Consider the following 16386-nt stretch of genomic DNA (forward strand, 5'->3'; position numbering starts at 1 on the left):
CTCATCTTCCATGCTCCCACCATTAAAAAAGCCTCGAAAACGAGGCCATTAACTTAACAACTCATCCAGTTACTAGACGTCCCTTAATACAAGAGACTAGGTGCGGTACAAAACCTTGATGATATGGTAACCAAACTTGGTTTTTACTGGGCCTAGGTTTTCTAATACCTTGCCAGAAAACACAGCTTTATCAAACGCAGGAACCATCGCGCCTTTACGAAACTCACCTAGATCGCCACCACGTTTACCTGATGGGCATGTAGAGTATTTCTTTGCCAGTGTTTGGAATTTTGCACCCTTGTTAAGTTGCTTAAGGATGTCATCTGCTTGTTCTTTATGCTTCACCAAAATATGAAGCGCTGCTGCTGTAGAGGCCATTACCCATCTCCACGATAAAACGATAATCGCCCGAAGTTTGCGTGAATTCATAGCAACTAGCAAGCTTAACGCAACGAATAAAGGCTGTGAATTACGGGGCAAATAAACGAAAGCCACCCATTTGTTTACTTTGGGTGGCTTATTTACGCTAATTGCTCACAACAAGTACGCTTAGTATCGATACAAGGCAGAACTTATAGCTTATAACGCTCAACTTCTTTTTCTAGCTGATCAGCAAGTGCCTTTAATCCTTCTGCTTGTTTAGCGGCCGCCTGTGCTTCCTCAGCCATCTGATTCGCAACTTCTTGAACACCTTCGGTATTACGGCTAATTTCTGAAGTAACACTTGATTGCTCTTCCGCAGCAGAAGCAATCTGAGTGGACATATCATTAATCACTGTAATTTGACGGGCAATATCATCAAGGCTTATACCTGCATTGTTCACGTCTTGCACGCTGGTTTCCGCTAGCTGATGGCTATCCGACATCACATCGACCGCTTGCTTTGTTGTTGACTGTAACGTCTCAATCATGGATTGGATCTCTTCGGTTGAAGTATGCGTGCGTTGCGAAAGGACGCGAACCTCATCAGCCACGACAGCAAAACCACGCCCTTGTTCACCAGCTCGTGCCGCTTCTATTGCCGCATTAAGCGCTAACAAGTTTGTTTGCTCTGCAATCGAACGAATGGTGGCAAGAATAGAGCTAATTTTTAACGCATGATCGTTGAGGTGCTCAATAATACTCACGGCACTATCAACTTCTTGCGCTAAGTTACCAATAGAAGTTTGGCTTTGCCCAACCTGAACATGGCCGTTTTCAGATAGACCTACCGCTTCTTCTGCACTCTTAGCCGTATTTTCAGCATTATTGGCAATTTCTTGGGTGGCGCTAGCCATTTCAGCAACAGCTGTCGCCACCATGGTGATTTCATCTTGCTGACGACGAATACTTTCACTACGCGCCAACGCGGAATCCGCCGTATTAGCCGCGGCTTCATTCAAATGATGTGTAATATCACGCAATTTGGTCGCCATTATGTGTTGGCGTGAAACAAACTGGTTGAAGTTGCCAGCTAATTTACCAATATCATCATCGCTTTGAACATCAATGCGTACTGTCAAATCCCCTTCACCATTAGCAATATCTGCTAACGCATCTGACACTGTGTTCAATTCACGTAATTGATGCGTTACTAGCCATGCCACGAAAACAGACACAAAGAGTAGAATCACTAAGCCAATCAAGGCTTGCTTGACCAACATATCGCGCATTGGTGCTTCAAGTGTGTCTTGATCCATCACGAGCGCAATCACCCAAGATGTATTTGGCACAGCAACGACAACAACGGCTTTTTCCACACCGCCTACTTGGCTAAAGAAGAAATTATCTCCTGCCATCGTGCGCTGAAGCTTATCAGCAGCAAAATCAGCACCAATATCAGTCAGTGGTTTTAGTTGCATTTTCGCATTAGGGTGAGCAACAACAACGTTATCCCGAGTATCAAGTAGCATGGCATAGCCTTTACCCGGTACTGCAATATTTAAAACATCTTTAACCAGTTCACCGATTGCAAGGTTAGAGGCCGCAACACCGACAATTTCACCTTGCTGAAATACAGGATCAGCCAATGTCACCACTAATGTTTGCATAGTGTGACTAACATAAGGCTTGGTCGTGATAGGTTGGCGAGCTGCGTACGCTTCTTTGTACCAACCACGGCTACGAGGATCGTAGCCAGCTTTATTTAATGACGGATCATGGCGATACATCACACCATCACGCGTACCGTAGTAACTTAAACCAAAATCACCCGCCACCAGCGTTTGCTTCAGATGAGATACAATGTCTAGACTTGGATTGAGTTCTATCGCTTCTTTTAATGCTTGAACTGATTGTTGACGAGCACCAAACCAATCGCCAATCCCTTTACTATAAGCCGCTGCTGTATTGTGGCTTTCACTGCGAATTGCGCTCCATGCTTGGTCTTTCATTGACTGGTAAGAAGACCAGGTGAGTACGACAATTGTTAAAAAAATCAATGAAAGGCTTGATAAAACCAACTTCATCTTTAAAGATAACCGCATAATATCCCTTATAAATAAATCGCATTACATGCATAAAACTTATGGAAGGATATTAATAAAAGCATTAATTTGATTTGCGACATGTATCAAACTAATTACAATGCACTCAATTGGATGCTTACAATCAAACCAGAATGTTCACTTTGAGTTCACCTTTTGCCAGTTACACTGGCTATCATGCTAAAACATTTGTTGGCGGAAGGTACTTATGAAGGTAGGCAAAATCATTAAGTCACTGACATTAAGCGCGCTTATATGCTGGGTTGCCCTAATGAGTGCAACAGCAATGGCAGCCCCCACACCACGGTTAGAAATCGACGAAGATCATGACGATTTTATGGAAGCCGTTGAGCAAGGACTGATCCAATCTTTTTCTGCATTACAAACGACCGTTGCGCGTCAATTACATGGTCGTATCATCAAAGTGGAATTAGAAGAAGATGATGATATCTGGATCTATGAGCTAAAATTGCTCGATCCACAAAATAATATCGTCAAAGTTGAATACGATGCCCGTACGCTTTCTATTATCAAAATATCAGGGCGTCAGCTTGAAAATATTATCAAGGGAACAGAATGAAAATCTTAGTTGTAGAAGATGAAGTCACCCTAGGCGGCCAGATTGTCGAAGGCCTTGAACAAAATGGCTGGGTTGCCGAATTATCCTGTGATGGTATCGATGCATTGTACCGTTCAACATCAGAACCTTGGGATGCCATTGTCCTTGATCTTGGCTTACCAAAATTAGATGGTTTAACCGTATTGAAAGGCATTCGCGATGAAAATGTGAATACGCCCGTAGTGATCCTTAGTGCTCGCAACGAATTGACACAACGTGTTGAAGGGCTAAATGCAGGCGCTGATGACTACCTAACCAAACCCTTCCAGATGGTTGAATTAGTTGCACGTTTACGTGCTCAACTGCGCCGAGCATCAGGCAGTGGTTCACCGGTCATTCAAGCAAGTGGACTAAGCCTAGATACACGTACTTCTAAAGTGATGTGGCAAGGTCAAGCTATCGACCTAACAGCACTGGAATTTAAAGTGCTGGCTTACCTCATGCACAATACAGATAAAGTGATTTCACGCACCGAACTGGTTGAGCATATCTATAAACAAGATTTCGACCGTGACTCCAACACCATTGAAGTATTTATTGGCCGTATTCGTCGAAAAATTGGGGGAGATGTCATTAAAACAGTTAGAGGGCTAGGATACCGAATCAATGCCGATGCTAAGTAAGGTCAATCGAACATCGGCGAGTCTTCGCAGCCGCTTGCTTTTCGCCGCGGCTGCGTGGTTATTGATCATCACTGTCAGTGCGGGTTATCTCGTGCCCAACGTTATCCACCAATATTTAGTGGATCAAGAAAAGCAGCAACTTGACCTGTACCTCGATGAAATAACAGCGCTTGCCGATACTGACAAAAGCGGACGTATTACTGTTACCGCGCCTATGTCGAACCCAAGGTTTCAATCACCCTACAGTGGTTTATATTGGTCACTCAGTACCAAACAGTTTCAACTTAGGTCTCGTTCTTTATGGGATAGCCGTATTTCAGGTAATAAAGAAGAGGGTTTCACTGGTCCAAACGATCAAACGCTACTCACAGTGCAGCGTAATATCTATTTACCTGATATTGATGCCCCCGTGTCGTTGACTATCGCTATCGACAAAAGCCGATTAAACAAAACATTGCACCAACTCAATCAAGGTCTGTGGATTTTATTACTGATCATGGCGGTTGGTATGTTAATGCTTACCTGGCTCCAAGTAAGTTGGTCATTACTACCACTAAAAAAACTACAAGCCAACTTAAAGCAAGTGCGCGATGGTGATACCACAGAGCTCAAAGCCAATTATCCTAAAGAAGTACAACCGGTTATTGATGACTTAAACGCGCTCCTTTTCCACTACCAAGAACTGTTAGAACGTGCACGAAATCAGTCGGGAAACCTGTCTCATGCACTAAAAACACCCATTGCAATTCTAAACAACGAAGTTACTAATTTACCACCAGACGTAAGTGCTAAGTTAGTACCCACCATCAATCAGTTACAGCAACATATCGACTATCATCTCGGTCGAGCTCGCATGGCAGGCGCCGCCAATATTCTTGCAGCGAAAACCCAACCCTCGGCGCGCATTGATGCCATCTCAATGGCCATGGATAAAGTCTATGCTCAGCGCGGTATCGTGCTGGTCAATGAAGTGGAGAGTGACATTTTGGTTGCTGTCGAGAAACGCGACCTTGATGAGATCATTGGTAACCTTATTGAGAACAGTTACAAATGGGCGGATAACTTAATCCGAGTTTATGTTGAACCAGATACTGATCAAACCGTTCATATTGTGATTGAAGATGATGGCCCAGGTATTAGTGATGAAGGCTGCATTGAGGTAGTAAAACGCGGTGTAAGGCTAGATGAATCCACACCCGGTACTGGCCTTGGTTTGAATATAGCTAACGAGTTAACCCATAGCTATCGCGGTGAACTGACGCTTTCTCGCGCGCACCTTGGTGGTCTTCGGATTGATTTATTGCTTCCGCTTGCAAGGAGCATTTGATTTCATAGGGCCTATTCTATCGTTTATAACTAATACATGAATGGATAGGCTCATTAATACTCAGGCCAAAACACCAGATTCACAATACGAACAATCACGCCTAATACGAAGCTGGCGACACCCATTCGATACCAACGATATTCAGCCACATCCATCCCGATTCGCTTGTAAAACATGGTCACTACGCCTAGCCAGTTTTTGGTGCGCAGCCCAAATTGCAGCATGCTTTTCACAATCATTAATACACCTATGGTGATCAAAAGCATTTCTATAGCCGATAGGCTTGTTTGCAGCATACTTGCATCCCTTTGTTAGCTTTCACGTCTACTACCAGCATAAGCGAAAGGGTGATCTCGGCAATTAGACCTTAGTGGCAAGGCTACATACTTTATTTCAACGGATTACCACAAAAGCCACATGCTTATTTAACCACTTTGGTGTAGTATCGCCTCCCCGAGAATGAACAACTACTGATATCGAGGCACTATGCAACTTCTCGAAGCCAAATTACAAAAAATCGATCGACACAATTACCGCAGCTATTCGAGCCTTCGTGGCGAATACAAATTCGTCGACTTCGACTTTTATATCGATATCACCCAAGCAGACCCATACGCGCCTGCTTCTCGAGTTCGTGCGCACCGCGCATGGTCGCTAACTGATCTTGCTTGGCTGAAAGACCAATCAGCAGATTACCAACGCGCAGCGCGTGATTTTATTGCACGTGCATTCGCTGATCTTGCTCAGCAAGAAAATGGGATCAGAATTGACCGTCCGGGACAAACCGTTCTTGATCGTACTGCTGTTGTCTTCGACGACGAAGGTATTGAATTACGTTTTCGCGTAAATCTACCGTCTGACGGCCGTACTATTATCGCCAAGAAAACGCTGAACCTACTGACCTTTACCATGCCGAAAATCATTCGCCGTGCAACGATTGCTCGCGAACTTGATATTGAAGCGTTGAAACGTCACTGTGAAGCAGTAGAAGACCAAGTCGCACTTCGCGCTCAGCTAAAAGAACATAACTTATTAGCCTTTGTAGCTGATAACAGTATTTTGCCACGTCTAGCTGGTAATAATGATTCACCACTTGCTGATGCTGTTCCTTTCATCGCACCTGAGTCGCTAGCGATTGAATTAGACGCACCACACCGTGGTAAAATTCGCGGCATGGGCGTACCAACGGGTATCACCATGATCGTTGGTGGTGGTTTCCACGGTAAATCTACCCTATTGAATGCAATTGAAAGCTCAGTGTTTGATCATCTACCAGGTGATGGCCGTGAGTACATCGTCTCTGACGAAACAGCGGCTAAGATCCGTGCTGAAGATGGTCGCTGCGTTCATAATGTTGATCTATCTCCGTACATCTCTAACCTGCCAATGGGTAAAGATACGGCATCATTTAGCTCGCAAAACGCATCAGGCTCAACCTCACAAGCGGCATGGTTGCAAGAGTCTATCGAAGCAGGTGCACGTGCACTCCTTATCGATGAAGATACCTCAGCCTCTAACTTCATGATCCGTGACGAGCGTATGCAAGCACTGATCGCCAAAGATGATGAACCAATCACACCGCTTGTTGACCGCGTTTCACTCCTACGTGACCAGCTAAACATTTCAGTATTACTGGTTATGGGTGGCTCTGGTGACTATCTAGATGTTGCTGATACCGTGATCCAGATGCATAACTACCAAGCAATTGATGTGACAGCAAAAGCGAAAGAAGTGGTAGCATCCCACCCGACTCGTCGTGCTCTAGAAGGTTCTGAAACACTGCAACGCCCACGCACTCGCCCTATCAACCGTGCGGCTTTGAAAGCCCTACTGGAAGACGGTAAGTTCCGCGTGCAAGTTAAAGATAAATCAGCAATGCGTTTTGGCCGTGAATTAGTCGACTTAAAAGCTCTTGAACAAGTTGCTGATTCAAGTCAACTTCATACTATCGGCTGGCTATGGTTTCAACTTGCTCAAGGCAAAGGTTGGGAAAAAGTGCCAAGCAAAGCATTTGCCGACATGCTAAACGATGACTGGTTTGCCATGATGCCAAACTACGGCGACTTAGCAAAACCACGTGTTATTGAAGTGATGGCGGTACTTAACCGTATGCGTAAATCTGAATTCAAATAATGGCAGACAACACATACTGAAGTTATATTCAGTTGTGATATTACGCTAACGCTCAAATAGAAAAAGCGGCTCGGTTAATCCCGAGCCGCTTTTTATTTAGACGGTTAACATGCCCCTTCGGGCCAATCATCTCAACCATGGTGGTAATGGTATTCTTTCAGCTCATACGCTACATAAAACGACGAGATCTAATAATACCTGATTTATTTTTGCTTCAGACTAAATCTAAGACAGTGCATCCGAATAGAGCGTTAAGCTGCCTTCATATTGGCTCTCTAAATAACGAGAGGCTGATTGCACCATTTCATATCTTCCGCAGATATACACATCGGGTAAAGCCAAAAAATCGGCATCTTGGTAGACCACATCCAAAAGCTTAGCTTGGCGTGTTACGCTATGTGCTGAAGCCATTTCTGTCACGGGTATGTAATGAAAGTTCGTGTACTCTTTCGTCAACCCCGTCAGGTAATCATGCTCATACAGATCACTTTCAGTATATGCCCCCCAATAAAGAGTGAGGTAGCGATCTGGGTCTTGATGCAATGCCGCCTGCAATATACTCCGCGTATAGGTGTAACCCGATCCGCCAGCAATTAAAACAATCGGACTTGGACTATCACGAAGCCAAGCATTACCGCTAGCTGCTCCAACCTTCACAAGGTGCTCCGCCTCGAAGCACGACTGAAGATATTTCACCCCTGCTAGCAGAGCGCTTTGATCTGAAATGCCACCTAAATGCAGCTCAAACTGATTATTACCCGTTGGCATGCTAGCAATAGAAAATGGGAATTTCCCACTATCGCCAAGATCGAGTAGCACGTATTGCCCAGCTAAAAAATCAAAATCACTCTCAGCCTGTAAACAAACCGCCAATGTTTTTGTATTTAGGTAAGTTAAGCTCACAACCTTACACTGTATTGTCATTGTAACGCCTTCCTATAATTAGCGATCAAGCATTTTTAATTACGCCTGACTCAACGCAATAACGTCACAACGTTTGCCTGTTGACGCCGATGTCGGATCAAAACGAATGTCTAGCGACACAATTGAGCTAAGTATTGCTTGAGTCAGGCAGACATTTTCAATCACAAAACAATCATGCGATTCGCAACGTTTATCAAACGAAATATGCTCGTCGCCATGGGCACCAATACCATAGCTATCAATCACGATAAATTGTGGCTCTTGTTTCAAGATCGCATCTAATACGTCGCTATCAAGTACTGTTGATTTACCGCCATAATTCGGGTTTCCGTAGCCGTTTTGCTCAAAATTACCGGTATATAACACCAATGATTTCCCTTGCAGTTCCAACACTTCAACCTGCTCTAGAGTCGGCATAGCTTGTGAGCAATCAAGGATTTGAACATCCGTTTTATAGTTCGTTTCTAATGGCACCTTAGTGTAGCAATCAATGTGAGTCCCAATGTGGCCCATCGCATTGACTGAATCTGCTTGTGCTTTAGCCCACTGATAAGCTGGGTGATCTTCGTTAATCTCAAGGCTGATATTTTTTGAATGTAAATCTGTTCGAGTCATTGTTGTTCTCCTCTCTAGTTGATGGGGAGAATTCTAGCGATTAAACCAGAGTGCCATTACAAGCATTAAGACAAAAAACGTCAAAATAAGGACATATAGAATTTACCAGCCAACCCCGCCTCTGATGAAAACAAAAGAATCATCAATTCAACCCTTCTTAATAAGCCAAGTGATCTTCTATTAAGACTCAACATCGAGCTGATGGCATATAACACAAGAGTTCAACCCAACTCTTCGCAACGAAAAGATAGGCGTTCTCATATCAAATAGTATGTCTAGTGATGCAAACGAAGGGAGCGTAATTGACGCAATAACACAGCCAATTATTATGGTCGATGAAGACTATATGTAGCTTGATAAATAACAGTGGTGATCAGGTATATGTATAACAGTCAGAAAACAACTGATTGCTAATCATAATACTAGGGATTATAGCGAGGAAAAAAACACCAGCAGAAACGTATAATCAAATAATGAAAAAGACGAACTCAGCAGTTCATTTAACCTGCTGGTGATGATTATTACAAAAGTAACAAATGGTAGCATTAGCTCTGATTTTTTACTGAAATCAGGAAAACAGAGATAAGCGTATCAAAATCTTATCATTCCATTTTTATCAATCGAAATGGTAAACGACCAACCTTGCATGGTTTAGCAATGCCTACTTAGCGGGTAGACATTGATAAACAGTGTCTGATTTTTATAACCCGAAACCAGCAAAACGAGTATTTACTTTGAATGGCACTTTTTACTAAAGTGCCAAACAGTAAATCAATTAAAGTGCGTAAGAAACGCCAGCGTTAACCATTGTATCTTTTTGAGAGAACTTACCTTGTGCGTAAGCCAGACCAGCTTTAACAGCTACGCCATTTTCCCATGCTTTAGTCAGACCTACAGCGATAGCAGTTGAGCCATTGTAGTTCGATACGCCAGCACCAACGTGCATAGCTTCACCAGCGATAGCAGGCATAGCCGCTAGAGCACCAACAGCCGCGATACCGTTAGAAAGTTTGCCTTCTAATTGGTCAGTACGTTTTTCAAGTTGGTCTTGACGTTGAGCCATTTTTGAAAAGTCGTTACGTAATTCGCCGATAGCTTTTGTGTTGCCTTCAATTTTAGCAGTAGTACGAGCGTATTCAGCTTCTACAGCTTTAGCAGTTACGTTGTACTCTTTTTCTAAATCTTTAGCTACTTTGTCAGCTTCTTTGTAGATGTTATCGATACGAGAGCCATTGTGAACGATGTTACGGTCGTTGTTAGCAATCTTGTCAGAGTTTTTATCGATCTTAGTTTCGTTGTTCTTAGAACGGTTTTCGTTAGCATCTGTACGAGATTTGTTTTCGTTGATGCGAGAACGGTTGTCTTCGGTAGCTTTGCGGTTAGCTTCGCGCTCATGGTCAGCTTTCGTGGTGTTCTCCATAACAGAGTTGCCGCTGTTAGAAAAATCAGGAGTGTAGTCTGATACATTAACGTCGCCACGAGTTGCAGCTTCGTTAATCATGTCAGCAGCATTACGCGTGTTTTGATCGCCAGCAACTTTTGCAATATCTTTCCACTCACCAATATTGTCGCGATTAACCGCATAGCCACCAATTTTAACTTCTTTACCAGTTTGAACCAGTGTTTCAATTTCAGAAAATACAGAGTCACGACGATCGATGTCTGCGCTTGAAGCCATTGCAGAACCAGAACCAAGAACAGAAAGAAGCGCTAACGCGATTACAGATTTTTTCATTTTGCTAATACCTTGCAAGTTGAATAATTAAGAATCAGGTTCGCCGTCGAACCTGTATCATTTCGGTTGCGGATATTAGACATTAAACCTGATAGTGTCAACACTATATCTAGATTATTTTTAGATATAACCACCAAAACCCATCAATCACCGCACGAATAAAAAACACGATCATTCATGAGCTTAATGCGTTAGCGGTATATCGAACACGGCTATATAGCATTTGCGTCATCAATTAACTATGACGTATAACTCTCACAAAAACCAAAAGATATCACAACGAACCAAGTTGGCATTGCTTTTATCTAACCTAATAACGAAGTCGTAATCAATATTTCGAGCACTTAAAATTGGAGGATATGGGGGGATTAGGCAGAATCAGGTAGGGATAGTAAAAATGCTGTAAAGCACTAAAAATAAGCACTTTGATGAAAGTAAATAATAAAACGGCAGTTTGCCATTACACGAAACCTAAACACTTACTTATCCAACTTGGTATGGCTTAACACAGTAACGTCGCAACGCTTGCCTGTTGAAGCTGATGTCGGATCAAAACGAATGTCTAACGAAACAATGGAGCTAAGCATGGCTTGAGTGAGACAAACATTTTCAATCACAAAGCAATTGTGCTCTTCGCAGCGTTTATCAAACGAAATATGCTCGTCGCCATGGGCACCAATACCGTAGCTATCAATCACGATGAATTGCGGCGCTTGTTTCAATATCGCATCGAGCACATCGCTATCAAGCACTGTCGATTGCGCGCCATAATTCGGGTTGCCATAACCATTCTTCTCGAAGTTACCGGTATAAAGCACAAGTGACTTACCATCTAGTTCCAGCCCCTTAATCTGATCAATCGTCGGCATCGCGTCTGAGCAATCAAGAATATGAACATCTGTTTGGTAGTTTGTTGCAAGTGGTACCTTGGTATAGCAATCAATGTGAGTACCAATGTGACCCATAGCATTGACTGAATCTGCCTGTGCTTTAGCCCACTGATAAGCAGGATGATCTTCATTAATCTCAAGGCTAATATTTTTTGTATGTAAATCGGTTCGATTCATTGTTGTTCTCCTCTCTAGTTGATGGGGAGAATTCTAGCGATTAAGCCAAAGCGCCATTACAAACATTAAGACAAAAAACATCAAAATAAGGACTTCTAGCCTATAGCGATTTCGACAAGCATTCAGTGAGGGCAAAAGAATGGTTAATTTGGCTATACGGATTTACCAAGTGATCTATTCTTAAAACTCGCTACGTACTGAAAAGAGCTAAATGCATTTATTCAAAGTAAGCCATGCAATAGCGCGCTTAGTGTCAATCTATTTACGACAAAATCTGCGTACACCTAAAGGAGCTGTGATGCGTTTTAATCAGTTCAAATATCATTCGCTAGCCACACTTTCAATACTTGCTGTCACGGCGGCCTTTTCCCCAACACTGCTTGCCTCTGAAAATGAACAGTTCGAGATTGGTAAACAAAAAGCCAAAGTTTGCATGACATGCCATGGGGCGGACGGTATCTCCACTCAAGATCCTTACCCTAACCTTCGCGGTCAAAAAATGGGGTATCTCATTTCTTCATTAAAAGATTATCAAACCCGTGAGCGTACCAGTGGACTCGCTGTGCTGATGCAGCAACAAGCAGATGCTCTGTCTGATCAAGACATTCGAGATATCGCCTATTTCTATTCTCAGCTCGGTAATGAATCACAACCTTAAGCAAAGAGGCTTGTTATGGAACCGGTGACAACGCAGTACAGCATTAAAGTTGTGAAGTATTTCATCCTCGCGGCTTTAGTGTGGGCAATTGCAGGCATGACTATCGGTGTTATTTTGGCCGCGCAACTCTATTGGCCATCACTTAATTTCGACTCGCAATATTTTCAGTTTGGCCGACTCAGACCACTTCATACATCGGGTGTTATTTATGGCTTTGTGGTCAACATTCTAATGGGAACGTCGCTTTATATCGCACAACGCACAGGCCATTGCGAAATCTTCAATAAAAGCCTGTCGTGGATGGTCTTTGGGGGTTGGCAACTTGTACTGCTTCTTGCACTTATCTCTTTACCCGCAGGCTACACCACATCAAAAGAGTACGCAGAATTAGAATGGCCGATCGATCTCTTGATCGTATTGGTTTGGGTACTGTATGCCGTGTTATTTTTTGGCACCATCGCAAAGCGTAAGGTTGGTCATATCTTTGTGGCAAACTGGTTTTTTGCCGCTTTTATTATCGTCATCGCCATGATTTTCATCGTGAATAACCTTGCGATGCCTGTCTCAGCCATGAAGTCTTATTCGGTGTTTGCAGGCGCACAAGACGCCATCGTCCAATGGTGGTGGGGACATAACGCTGTCGGTTTCTTGCTTACTGCAGGGGTAATTGGGATGAACTATTACTTCATTCCCAAAGCTGCTGAGCGACCTATTTACTCATACCGACTATCTGTTATCCACTTTTGGGGGTTAGTCGGTTTTTACACATGGGCTGGCACCCACCATCTTATTTATTCTTCAGTACCGATTTGGGTCCAAAACATCGGAATAGTGATGTCGCTTATCTTATGGCTTCCCTCTTGGGCTGGCGCTTTCAACAGTGCAATGACCTTGCTCCAAAACAAAGAAAAACTGAAATCTGACTATATTTTGCTGTTCTTTTTCTCTGCCATTCTTTACTACTGCCTTGCCACATTTGAGGGACCATTATTAGCGATCCGCTGGTTTAACATGCTGGCGCACAACACGGAGTGGGTCATTGGTCACGTCCACTCTGGCGCCTTAGGTTGGGTCGCCATGTCAGGAATAGCCGTCTTCTATTACTTCATTCCTCGGTTGTGGAATAAAACCGAATTATGGTCACAACGCTTGATTAAATGGCATTTCTGGCTAGCACATGCAGGCGTAGCCATTTACGCAATCGCGCTATGGGTAGCTGGCATAGGTGAAGGCTATATGTGGCTGGCGCAAAACGACAATGGTGAACTGGTATATAGCTTTATTGAGGCCATGGACTTTAAAGCACCATGGCTATTTCTGCGCTTCTTCGGGGGAGCACTCTTTGTGCTTGGCTTGCTACTCATGGCGGTGAACTTATACAAAACCGTCCGTATGCCTGCAATATTTGTGGCAAAGGAGGCCTAAATCATGAGTAAAGATTTCACCCACTCCCTTGTCATTTTGATCATAGTAACCCTTGTGGTGGCTTCGTTTTCATTAGTGGTTTGGGTTGTACCTAACATTGTTCGCGGTGATGATATTGCCAAAGGTAGCCTAGCCAAACCCTTTACCGCTATCGAACTCGCAGGCCGCGATATTTATATCAGCGAAGGTTGCCATGTGTGCCACACACAGATGGTACGTCCGCTTGATCCCGAAGTAAAACGCAATGGTCGCCCAAATCAAGAAAGCGATGATATCTATGAGTTCCCAAATTTATGGGGCTCAAAACGTACAGGGCCCGACCTGACTAACCTCGCCCGAAAATACTCAGATCAATGGCATGTGCTTCATCTTGTCGATCCAAGGCAAGTAGTTCCAACCTCCATCATGCCTGCTTACCCTTGGCTATTTGAGCAAACCCTGTCTGGTGATGACATCAGTGCAAAAATGGAAACCCTCAGAACACTCGGTGTGCCCTATACCGACGAAGAAATCGGTGATGCGAGGTTACAAGTAAGAGGAAAAACCAAAGGTGAAGCATTAATTCGGTACCTACAAAGCCTTGGTAAAGATACGTCACAGGAGGTATCGCCATGAGTAGTTTTTGGGCGCTATGGGCCGCTATTTTCACGCTCATTTTCTTTGTACTGATGATTTCTGTTATTGTGAAATATTGGCGCAGTAACCATCAAGCGGATCAAAACCACACCATAGGTAGCTTCGATGGCATCGATGAAAAAGACGCACCACCGCCAAAAATATTGTTTATCAGTTACGCTATCGCATTCGTATTATCTGCTGGTTATCTTGTCTTGTATCCAGGCCTAGGAGAGTGGCAAGGGCTCATTGATTGGCAACAAAGTGATGATAAGCTGAGCTCACCCAATACCAGTTTGGGTCAACAATTTGCACCACTCAATGACGCCAGCTTAGCTAAGCTAGCTGAAAACCCAGAGATTGTCGCAAGCGGGCAAATTCTATTTCAAACCCACTGCGCCGCCTGCCACCGTAATAATGCACAAGGGCAAAAACATTTCCCTAACCTCATCGATCAAGTTTGGTTATATGGCGGTACTGATGAAGCCATTCTTCATTCGATTGCTAAAGGTCGAAATGGCGCTATGCCTGGCTGGAGTGAAGTCCTTCGCCCCGATGAAGTCGCTAAGATATCGTATTACCTTGCCTCGTTAAATCAGCGTCATACCGACGTACCCGAAGTAAAAGTCGAATTGGGTAAAACTTTATTTACTCAATACTGTGCATCTTGTCATGCCGACGGCTCAGTCGCGAATCCACAGCTTGGGGTACCCGATCTCTCAGACGATATTTGGCTGCATGGCGGTAGCATTGAAGAGATCCAACACACCATTAACTATGGCTTAAATAACCTGATGCCAGCATTCGAAAGCCAATTAACAAATAATGAAATACGTGCTTTAGGTGCTTATATTCGTCATGCCGAATTTACACAGCAAATGAAATTAGCAGAGCTGGAACAAAAATCTGTCGAACGAGGTAAATACCTCGCATACGCAGGTGACTGCGTGGCTTGTCACAGCTCTGAAGGTGGCGAACCATTTGCGGGCGGGTTGCCTTTTGTGACGCCATTCGGCACCGTTTATTCTACCAATATCACACCGCATGCCAGCGAAGGGATTGGGGAGTATGACTTTGACGATTTCCGCGATGCGCTCGTTCGTGGTAAGGGCAAGAAGGGATACCTCTACCCAGCAATGCCTTACACCTCTTACCAATACCTCACAGAGCAAGACATGCTCGACTTGTGGGAATACATGCAATCGATCACTGCGGTTTCACGCCGTAACGATGACAACAGCATGATGTTTCCGTCGAACATTCGCTTAGGGTTACTAGGCTGGAATATCGTATTTATGGACACAGATCCAATCGACTATAGCGTCCCCTCAGAGTTAAGCGGACAAATCAAAGACGTTGAAAAATGGCAACAAGGCAAATATTGGGTGGCTGGGCTGGGCCATTGCTCTGAATGTCATACCCCAAGAAACATCGCGCAAGCCTTAATTGCTGAGCGTATTTTCCAAGGGAACCTCATAGATGGTTGGAATGCACCAGACATTACCGCCAATGAGCTATTTATCGATGGTTGGGATGAAGATACCTTGACTGATTTCTTACACACAGGTCATTCCGATAAAGGGACAGCCTTTGCAGGTATGGCCGATGTGGTCAAAAACAGTCTAAGTCTAATGACACGAGAAGATGTTGAGTCTATGTCTTATTACCTACTCAATGGTGATACGAATAACGTGATCAGCAAAAATGCCGTGCCACTGCAACCCAAAGGCTTTGATGAAACAGCTTATCAAACACCTATCTACGCTACCTACCGCCAAACCTGCGGTGCATGTCATGGTGACGATGGTAAAGGCCGCCCACCAATTGCACCAACACTGTTAAACAACGGTATTATCATGCACAGCGATCCGTTCAATACCATTGCCGTCACTGTTCGCGGGTTACAACCAACCTATATCGACAAAGATCGCAATTTTATGCCCATGGCCAGTTTTGAGGATGTACTGTCTGATAAGAACCTCGCAGAACTGATCACTTTTGTCCGTTCCAATCTTGGTGACAGGCATGAGCCCGTCACCGCGGAACACGTCAAAGAAGTCAGGGAGACCTTGGAAGCCGCAGGTTATGCTGGCGGATTGCACACTACACCCGATATGTATGACCGACGCGACAACACGATTAATATTAAGTAGATCACATAATCGATAGTTTCTTCACGC

Annotated in this window: 15 protein-coding genes; 8 read left to right on the forward strand and 7 right to left on the reverse strand. The window is 43.9% G+C overall.

Features of this window, described 5'->3' with window-relative positions; all coding sequences use genetic code 11:
- Positions 1-96: 96 nt before the first annotated feature.
- Entirely contained in the window at positions 97-378 is a 282-nt protein-coding gene (gene ppiC / locus L4C35_RS06855; protein WP_428462180.1) for a peptidylprolyl isomerase PpiC, read from the reverse strand.
- A 194-nt stretch (positions 379-572) separates the two neighbouring features.
- Complete coding sequence (locus tag L4C35_RS06860; RefSeq protein ID WP_428462181.1) at positions 573-2465, reverse strand: methyl-accepting chemotaxis protein; 1893 nt, start codon at positions 2463-2465, stop codon at positions 573-575.
- A gap of 208 nt (positions 2466-2673) precedes the next feature.
- On the opposite strand from L4C35_RS06860, the gene L4C35_RS06865 reads away from it, so the two are divergent.
- The 3 genes from L4C35_RS06865 to L4C35_RS06875 are packed head-to-tail and all read left to right on the forward strand — an operon-like array spanning position 2674 to position 5034.
- Positions 2674-3045 (forward strand): PepSY domain-containing protein, encoded by a 372-nt coding sequence (locus L4C35_RS06865; RefSeq protein WP_428462182.1) that lies wholly within the window; start codon positions 2674-2676, stop codon positions 3043-3045.
- Positions 3042-3707, forward strand: a complete 666-nt coding sequence (locus L4C35_RS06870; protein ID WP_428462183.1) for a response regulator transcription factor — start codon at positions 3042-3044, stop codon at positions 3705-3707. Before L4C35_RS06865 ends, L4C35_RS06870 begins: the two co-directional genes overlap by 4 nt.
- Entirely contained in the window at positions 3691-5034 is a 1344-nt protein-coding gene (locus L4C35_RS06875; RefSeq protein ID WP_428462184.1) for an ATP-binding protein, read from the forward strand. The genes L4C35_RS06870 and L4C35_RS06875 overlap by 17 nt, the downstream gene beginning before the upstream one ends.
- Positions 5035-5087: 53 nt before the next feature.
- On the opposite strand, the gene L4C35_RS06880 is transcribed toward L4C35_RS06875, so the two are convergent.
- A complete protein-coding gene (locus L4C35_RS06880; protein WP_428462185.1) occupies positions 5088-5330 on the reverse strand; it encodes a hypothetical protein in 243 nt (80 codons plus the stop codon).
- 190 nt (positions 5331-5520) lie between these two features.
- Between L4C35_RS06880 and L4C35_RS06885 the strand changes: the two genes are divergently transcribed.
- A complete protein-coding gene (locus tag L4C35_RS06885) occupies positions 5521-7167 on the forward strand; it encodes a P-loop domain-containing protein (RefSeq protein ID WP_428462186.1) in 1647 nt (548 codons plus the stop codon).
- Between the two features lie 225 nt (positions 7168-7392).
- On the opposite strand, the gene L4C35_RS06890 is transcribed toward L4C35_RS06885, so the two are convergent.
- The 4 genes from L4C35_RS06890 to L4C35_RS06905 all read right to left on the reverse strand — a co-directional run bounded on the left by L4C35_RS06890 (position 7393) and on the right by L4C35_RS06905 (position 11508).
- Positions 7393-8091: a hypothetical protein gene (locus tag L4C35_RS06890; RefSeq protein ID WP_428462187.1), complete on the reverse strand. Its 699-nt coding sequence runs from the start codon at positions 8089-8091 to the stop codon at positions 7393-7395.
- A gap of 39 nt (positions 8092-8130) precedes the next feature.
- Positions 8131-8706 (reverse strand): cyclase family protein, encoded by a 576-nt coding sequence (locus L4C35_RS06895; RefSeq protein ID WP_428462188.1) that lies wholly within the window; start codon positions 8704-8706, stop codon positions 8131-8133.
- A 775-nt stretch (positions 8707-9481) separates the two neighbouring features.
- Positions 9482-10441: a YadA C-terminal domain-containing protein gene (locus L4C35_RS06900; protein ID WP_428462189.1), complete on the reverse strand. Its 960-nt coding sequence runs from the start codon at positions 10439-10441 to the stop codon at positions 9482-9484.
- A gap of 479 nt (positions 10442-10920) precedes the next feature.
- A complete protein-coding gene (locus L4C35_RS06905) occupies positions 10921-11508 on the reverse strand; it encodes a cyclase family protein (protein ID WP_428462190.1) in 588 nt (195 codons plus the stop codon).
- Between the two features lie 298 nt (positions 11509-11806).
- Between L4C35_RS06905 and L4C35_RS06910 the strand changes: the two genes are divergently transcribed.
- The 4 genes from L4C35_RS06910 to L4C35_RS06925 are packed head-to-tail and all read left to right on the forward strand — an operon-like array spanning position 11807 to position 16359.
- On the forward strand, positions 11807-12166 hold the full coding sequence (locus L4C35_RS06910; protein ID WP_428462191.1) for a c-type cytochrome: 360 nt from the start codon (positions 11807-11809) through the stop codon (positions 12164-12166).
- Positions 12167-12181: 15 nt separating this feature from the next.
- Positions 12182-13591, forward strand: coding sequence for a cytochrome-c oxidase, cbb3-type subunit I (gene ccoN, locus L4C35_RS06915; protein WP_428462192.1), 1410 nt, complete (start codon positions 12182-12184; stop codon positions 13589-13591).
- On the forward strand, positions 13592-14206 hold the full coding sequence (locus tag L4C35_RS06920) for a cbb3-type cytochrome c oxidase subunit II (protein ID WP_428462341.1): 615 nt from the start codon (positions 13592-13594) through the stop codon (positions 14204-14206).
- Positions 14203-16359: a c-type cytochrome gene (locus L4C35_RS06925; RefSeq protein ID WP_428462193.1), complete on the forward strand. Its 2157-nt coding sequence runs from the start codon at positions 14203-14205 to the stop codon at positions 16357-16359. Before L4C35_RS06920 ends, L4C35_RS06925 begins: the two co-directional genes overlap by 4 nt.
- Positions 16360-16386 lie beyond the last annotated feature (27 nt).

The sequence above is a fragment of the Photobacterium kagoshimensis genome, assembly GCF_050337045.1.
GTDB lineage: Bacteria > Pseudomonadota > Gammaproteobacteria > Enterobacterales > Vibrionaceae > Photobacterium > Photobacterium kagoshimensis.

Excerpts from the sequence above, each read along its gene's own strand:
- L4C35_RS06890 (WP_428462187.1), bottom strand. The coding sequence starts at position 8,091 with ATGACAATACAGTGTAAGGTTGTGAGCTTAACTTACCTAAATACAAAA.
- L4C35_RS06910 (WP_428462191.1), top strand. The coding sequence starts at position 11,807 with ATGCGTTTTAATCAGTTCAAATATCATTCGCTAGCCACACTTTCAATA.
- L4C35_RS06905 (WP_428462190.1), bottom strand. The coding sequence starts at position 11,508 with ATGAATCGAACCGATTTACATACAAAAAATATTAGCCTTGAGATTAAT.
- L4C35_RS06880 (WP_428462185.1), bottom strand. The coding sequence starts at position 5,330 with ATGCTGCAAACAAGCCTATCGGCTATAGAAATGCTTTTGATCACCATA.
- L4C35_RS06895 (WP_428462188.1), bottom strand. The coding sequence starts at position 8,706 with ATGACTCGAACAGATTTACATTCAAAAAATATCAGCCTTGAGATTAAC.
- L4C35_RS06860 (WP_428462181.1), bottom strand. The coding sequence starts at position 2,465 with ATGCGGTTATCTTTAAAGATGAAGTTGGTTTTATCAAGCCTTTCATTG.
- ccoN (WP_428462192.1), top strand. The coding sequence starts at position 12,182 with ATGGAACCGGTGACAACGCAGTACAGCATTAAAGTTGTGAAGTATTTC.
- L4C35_RS06925 (WP_428462193.1), top strand. The coding sequence starts at position 14,203 with ATGAGTAGTTTTTGGGCGCTATGGGCCGCTATTTTCACGCTCATTTTC.
- L4C35_RS06900 (WP_428462189.1), bottom strand. The coding sequence starts at position 10,441 with ATGAAAAAATCTGTAATCGCGTTAGCGCTTCTTTCTGTTCTTGGTTCT.
- ppiC (WP_428462180.1), bottom strand. The coding sequence starts at position 378 with ATGGCCTCTACAGCAGCAGCGCTTCATATTTTGGTGAAGCATAAAGAA.
- L4C35_RS06870 (WP_428462183.1), top strand. The coding sequence starts at position 3,042 with ATGAAAATCTTAGTTGTAGAAGATGAAGTCACCCTAGGCGGCCAGATT.
- L4C35_RS06875 (WP_428462184.1), top strand. The coding sequence starts at position 3,691 with ATGCCGATGCTAAGTAAGGTCAATCGAACATCGGCGAGTCTTCGCAGC.
- L4C35_RS06885 (WP_428462186.1), top strand. The coding sequence starts at position 5,521 with ATGCAACTTCTCGAAGCCAAATTACAAAAAATCGATCGACACAATTAC.
- L4C35_RS06865 (WP_428462182.1), top strand. The coding sequence starts at position 2,674 with ATGAAGGTAGGCAAAATCATTAAGTCACTGACATTAAGCGCGCTTATA.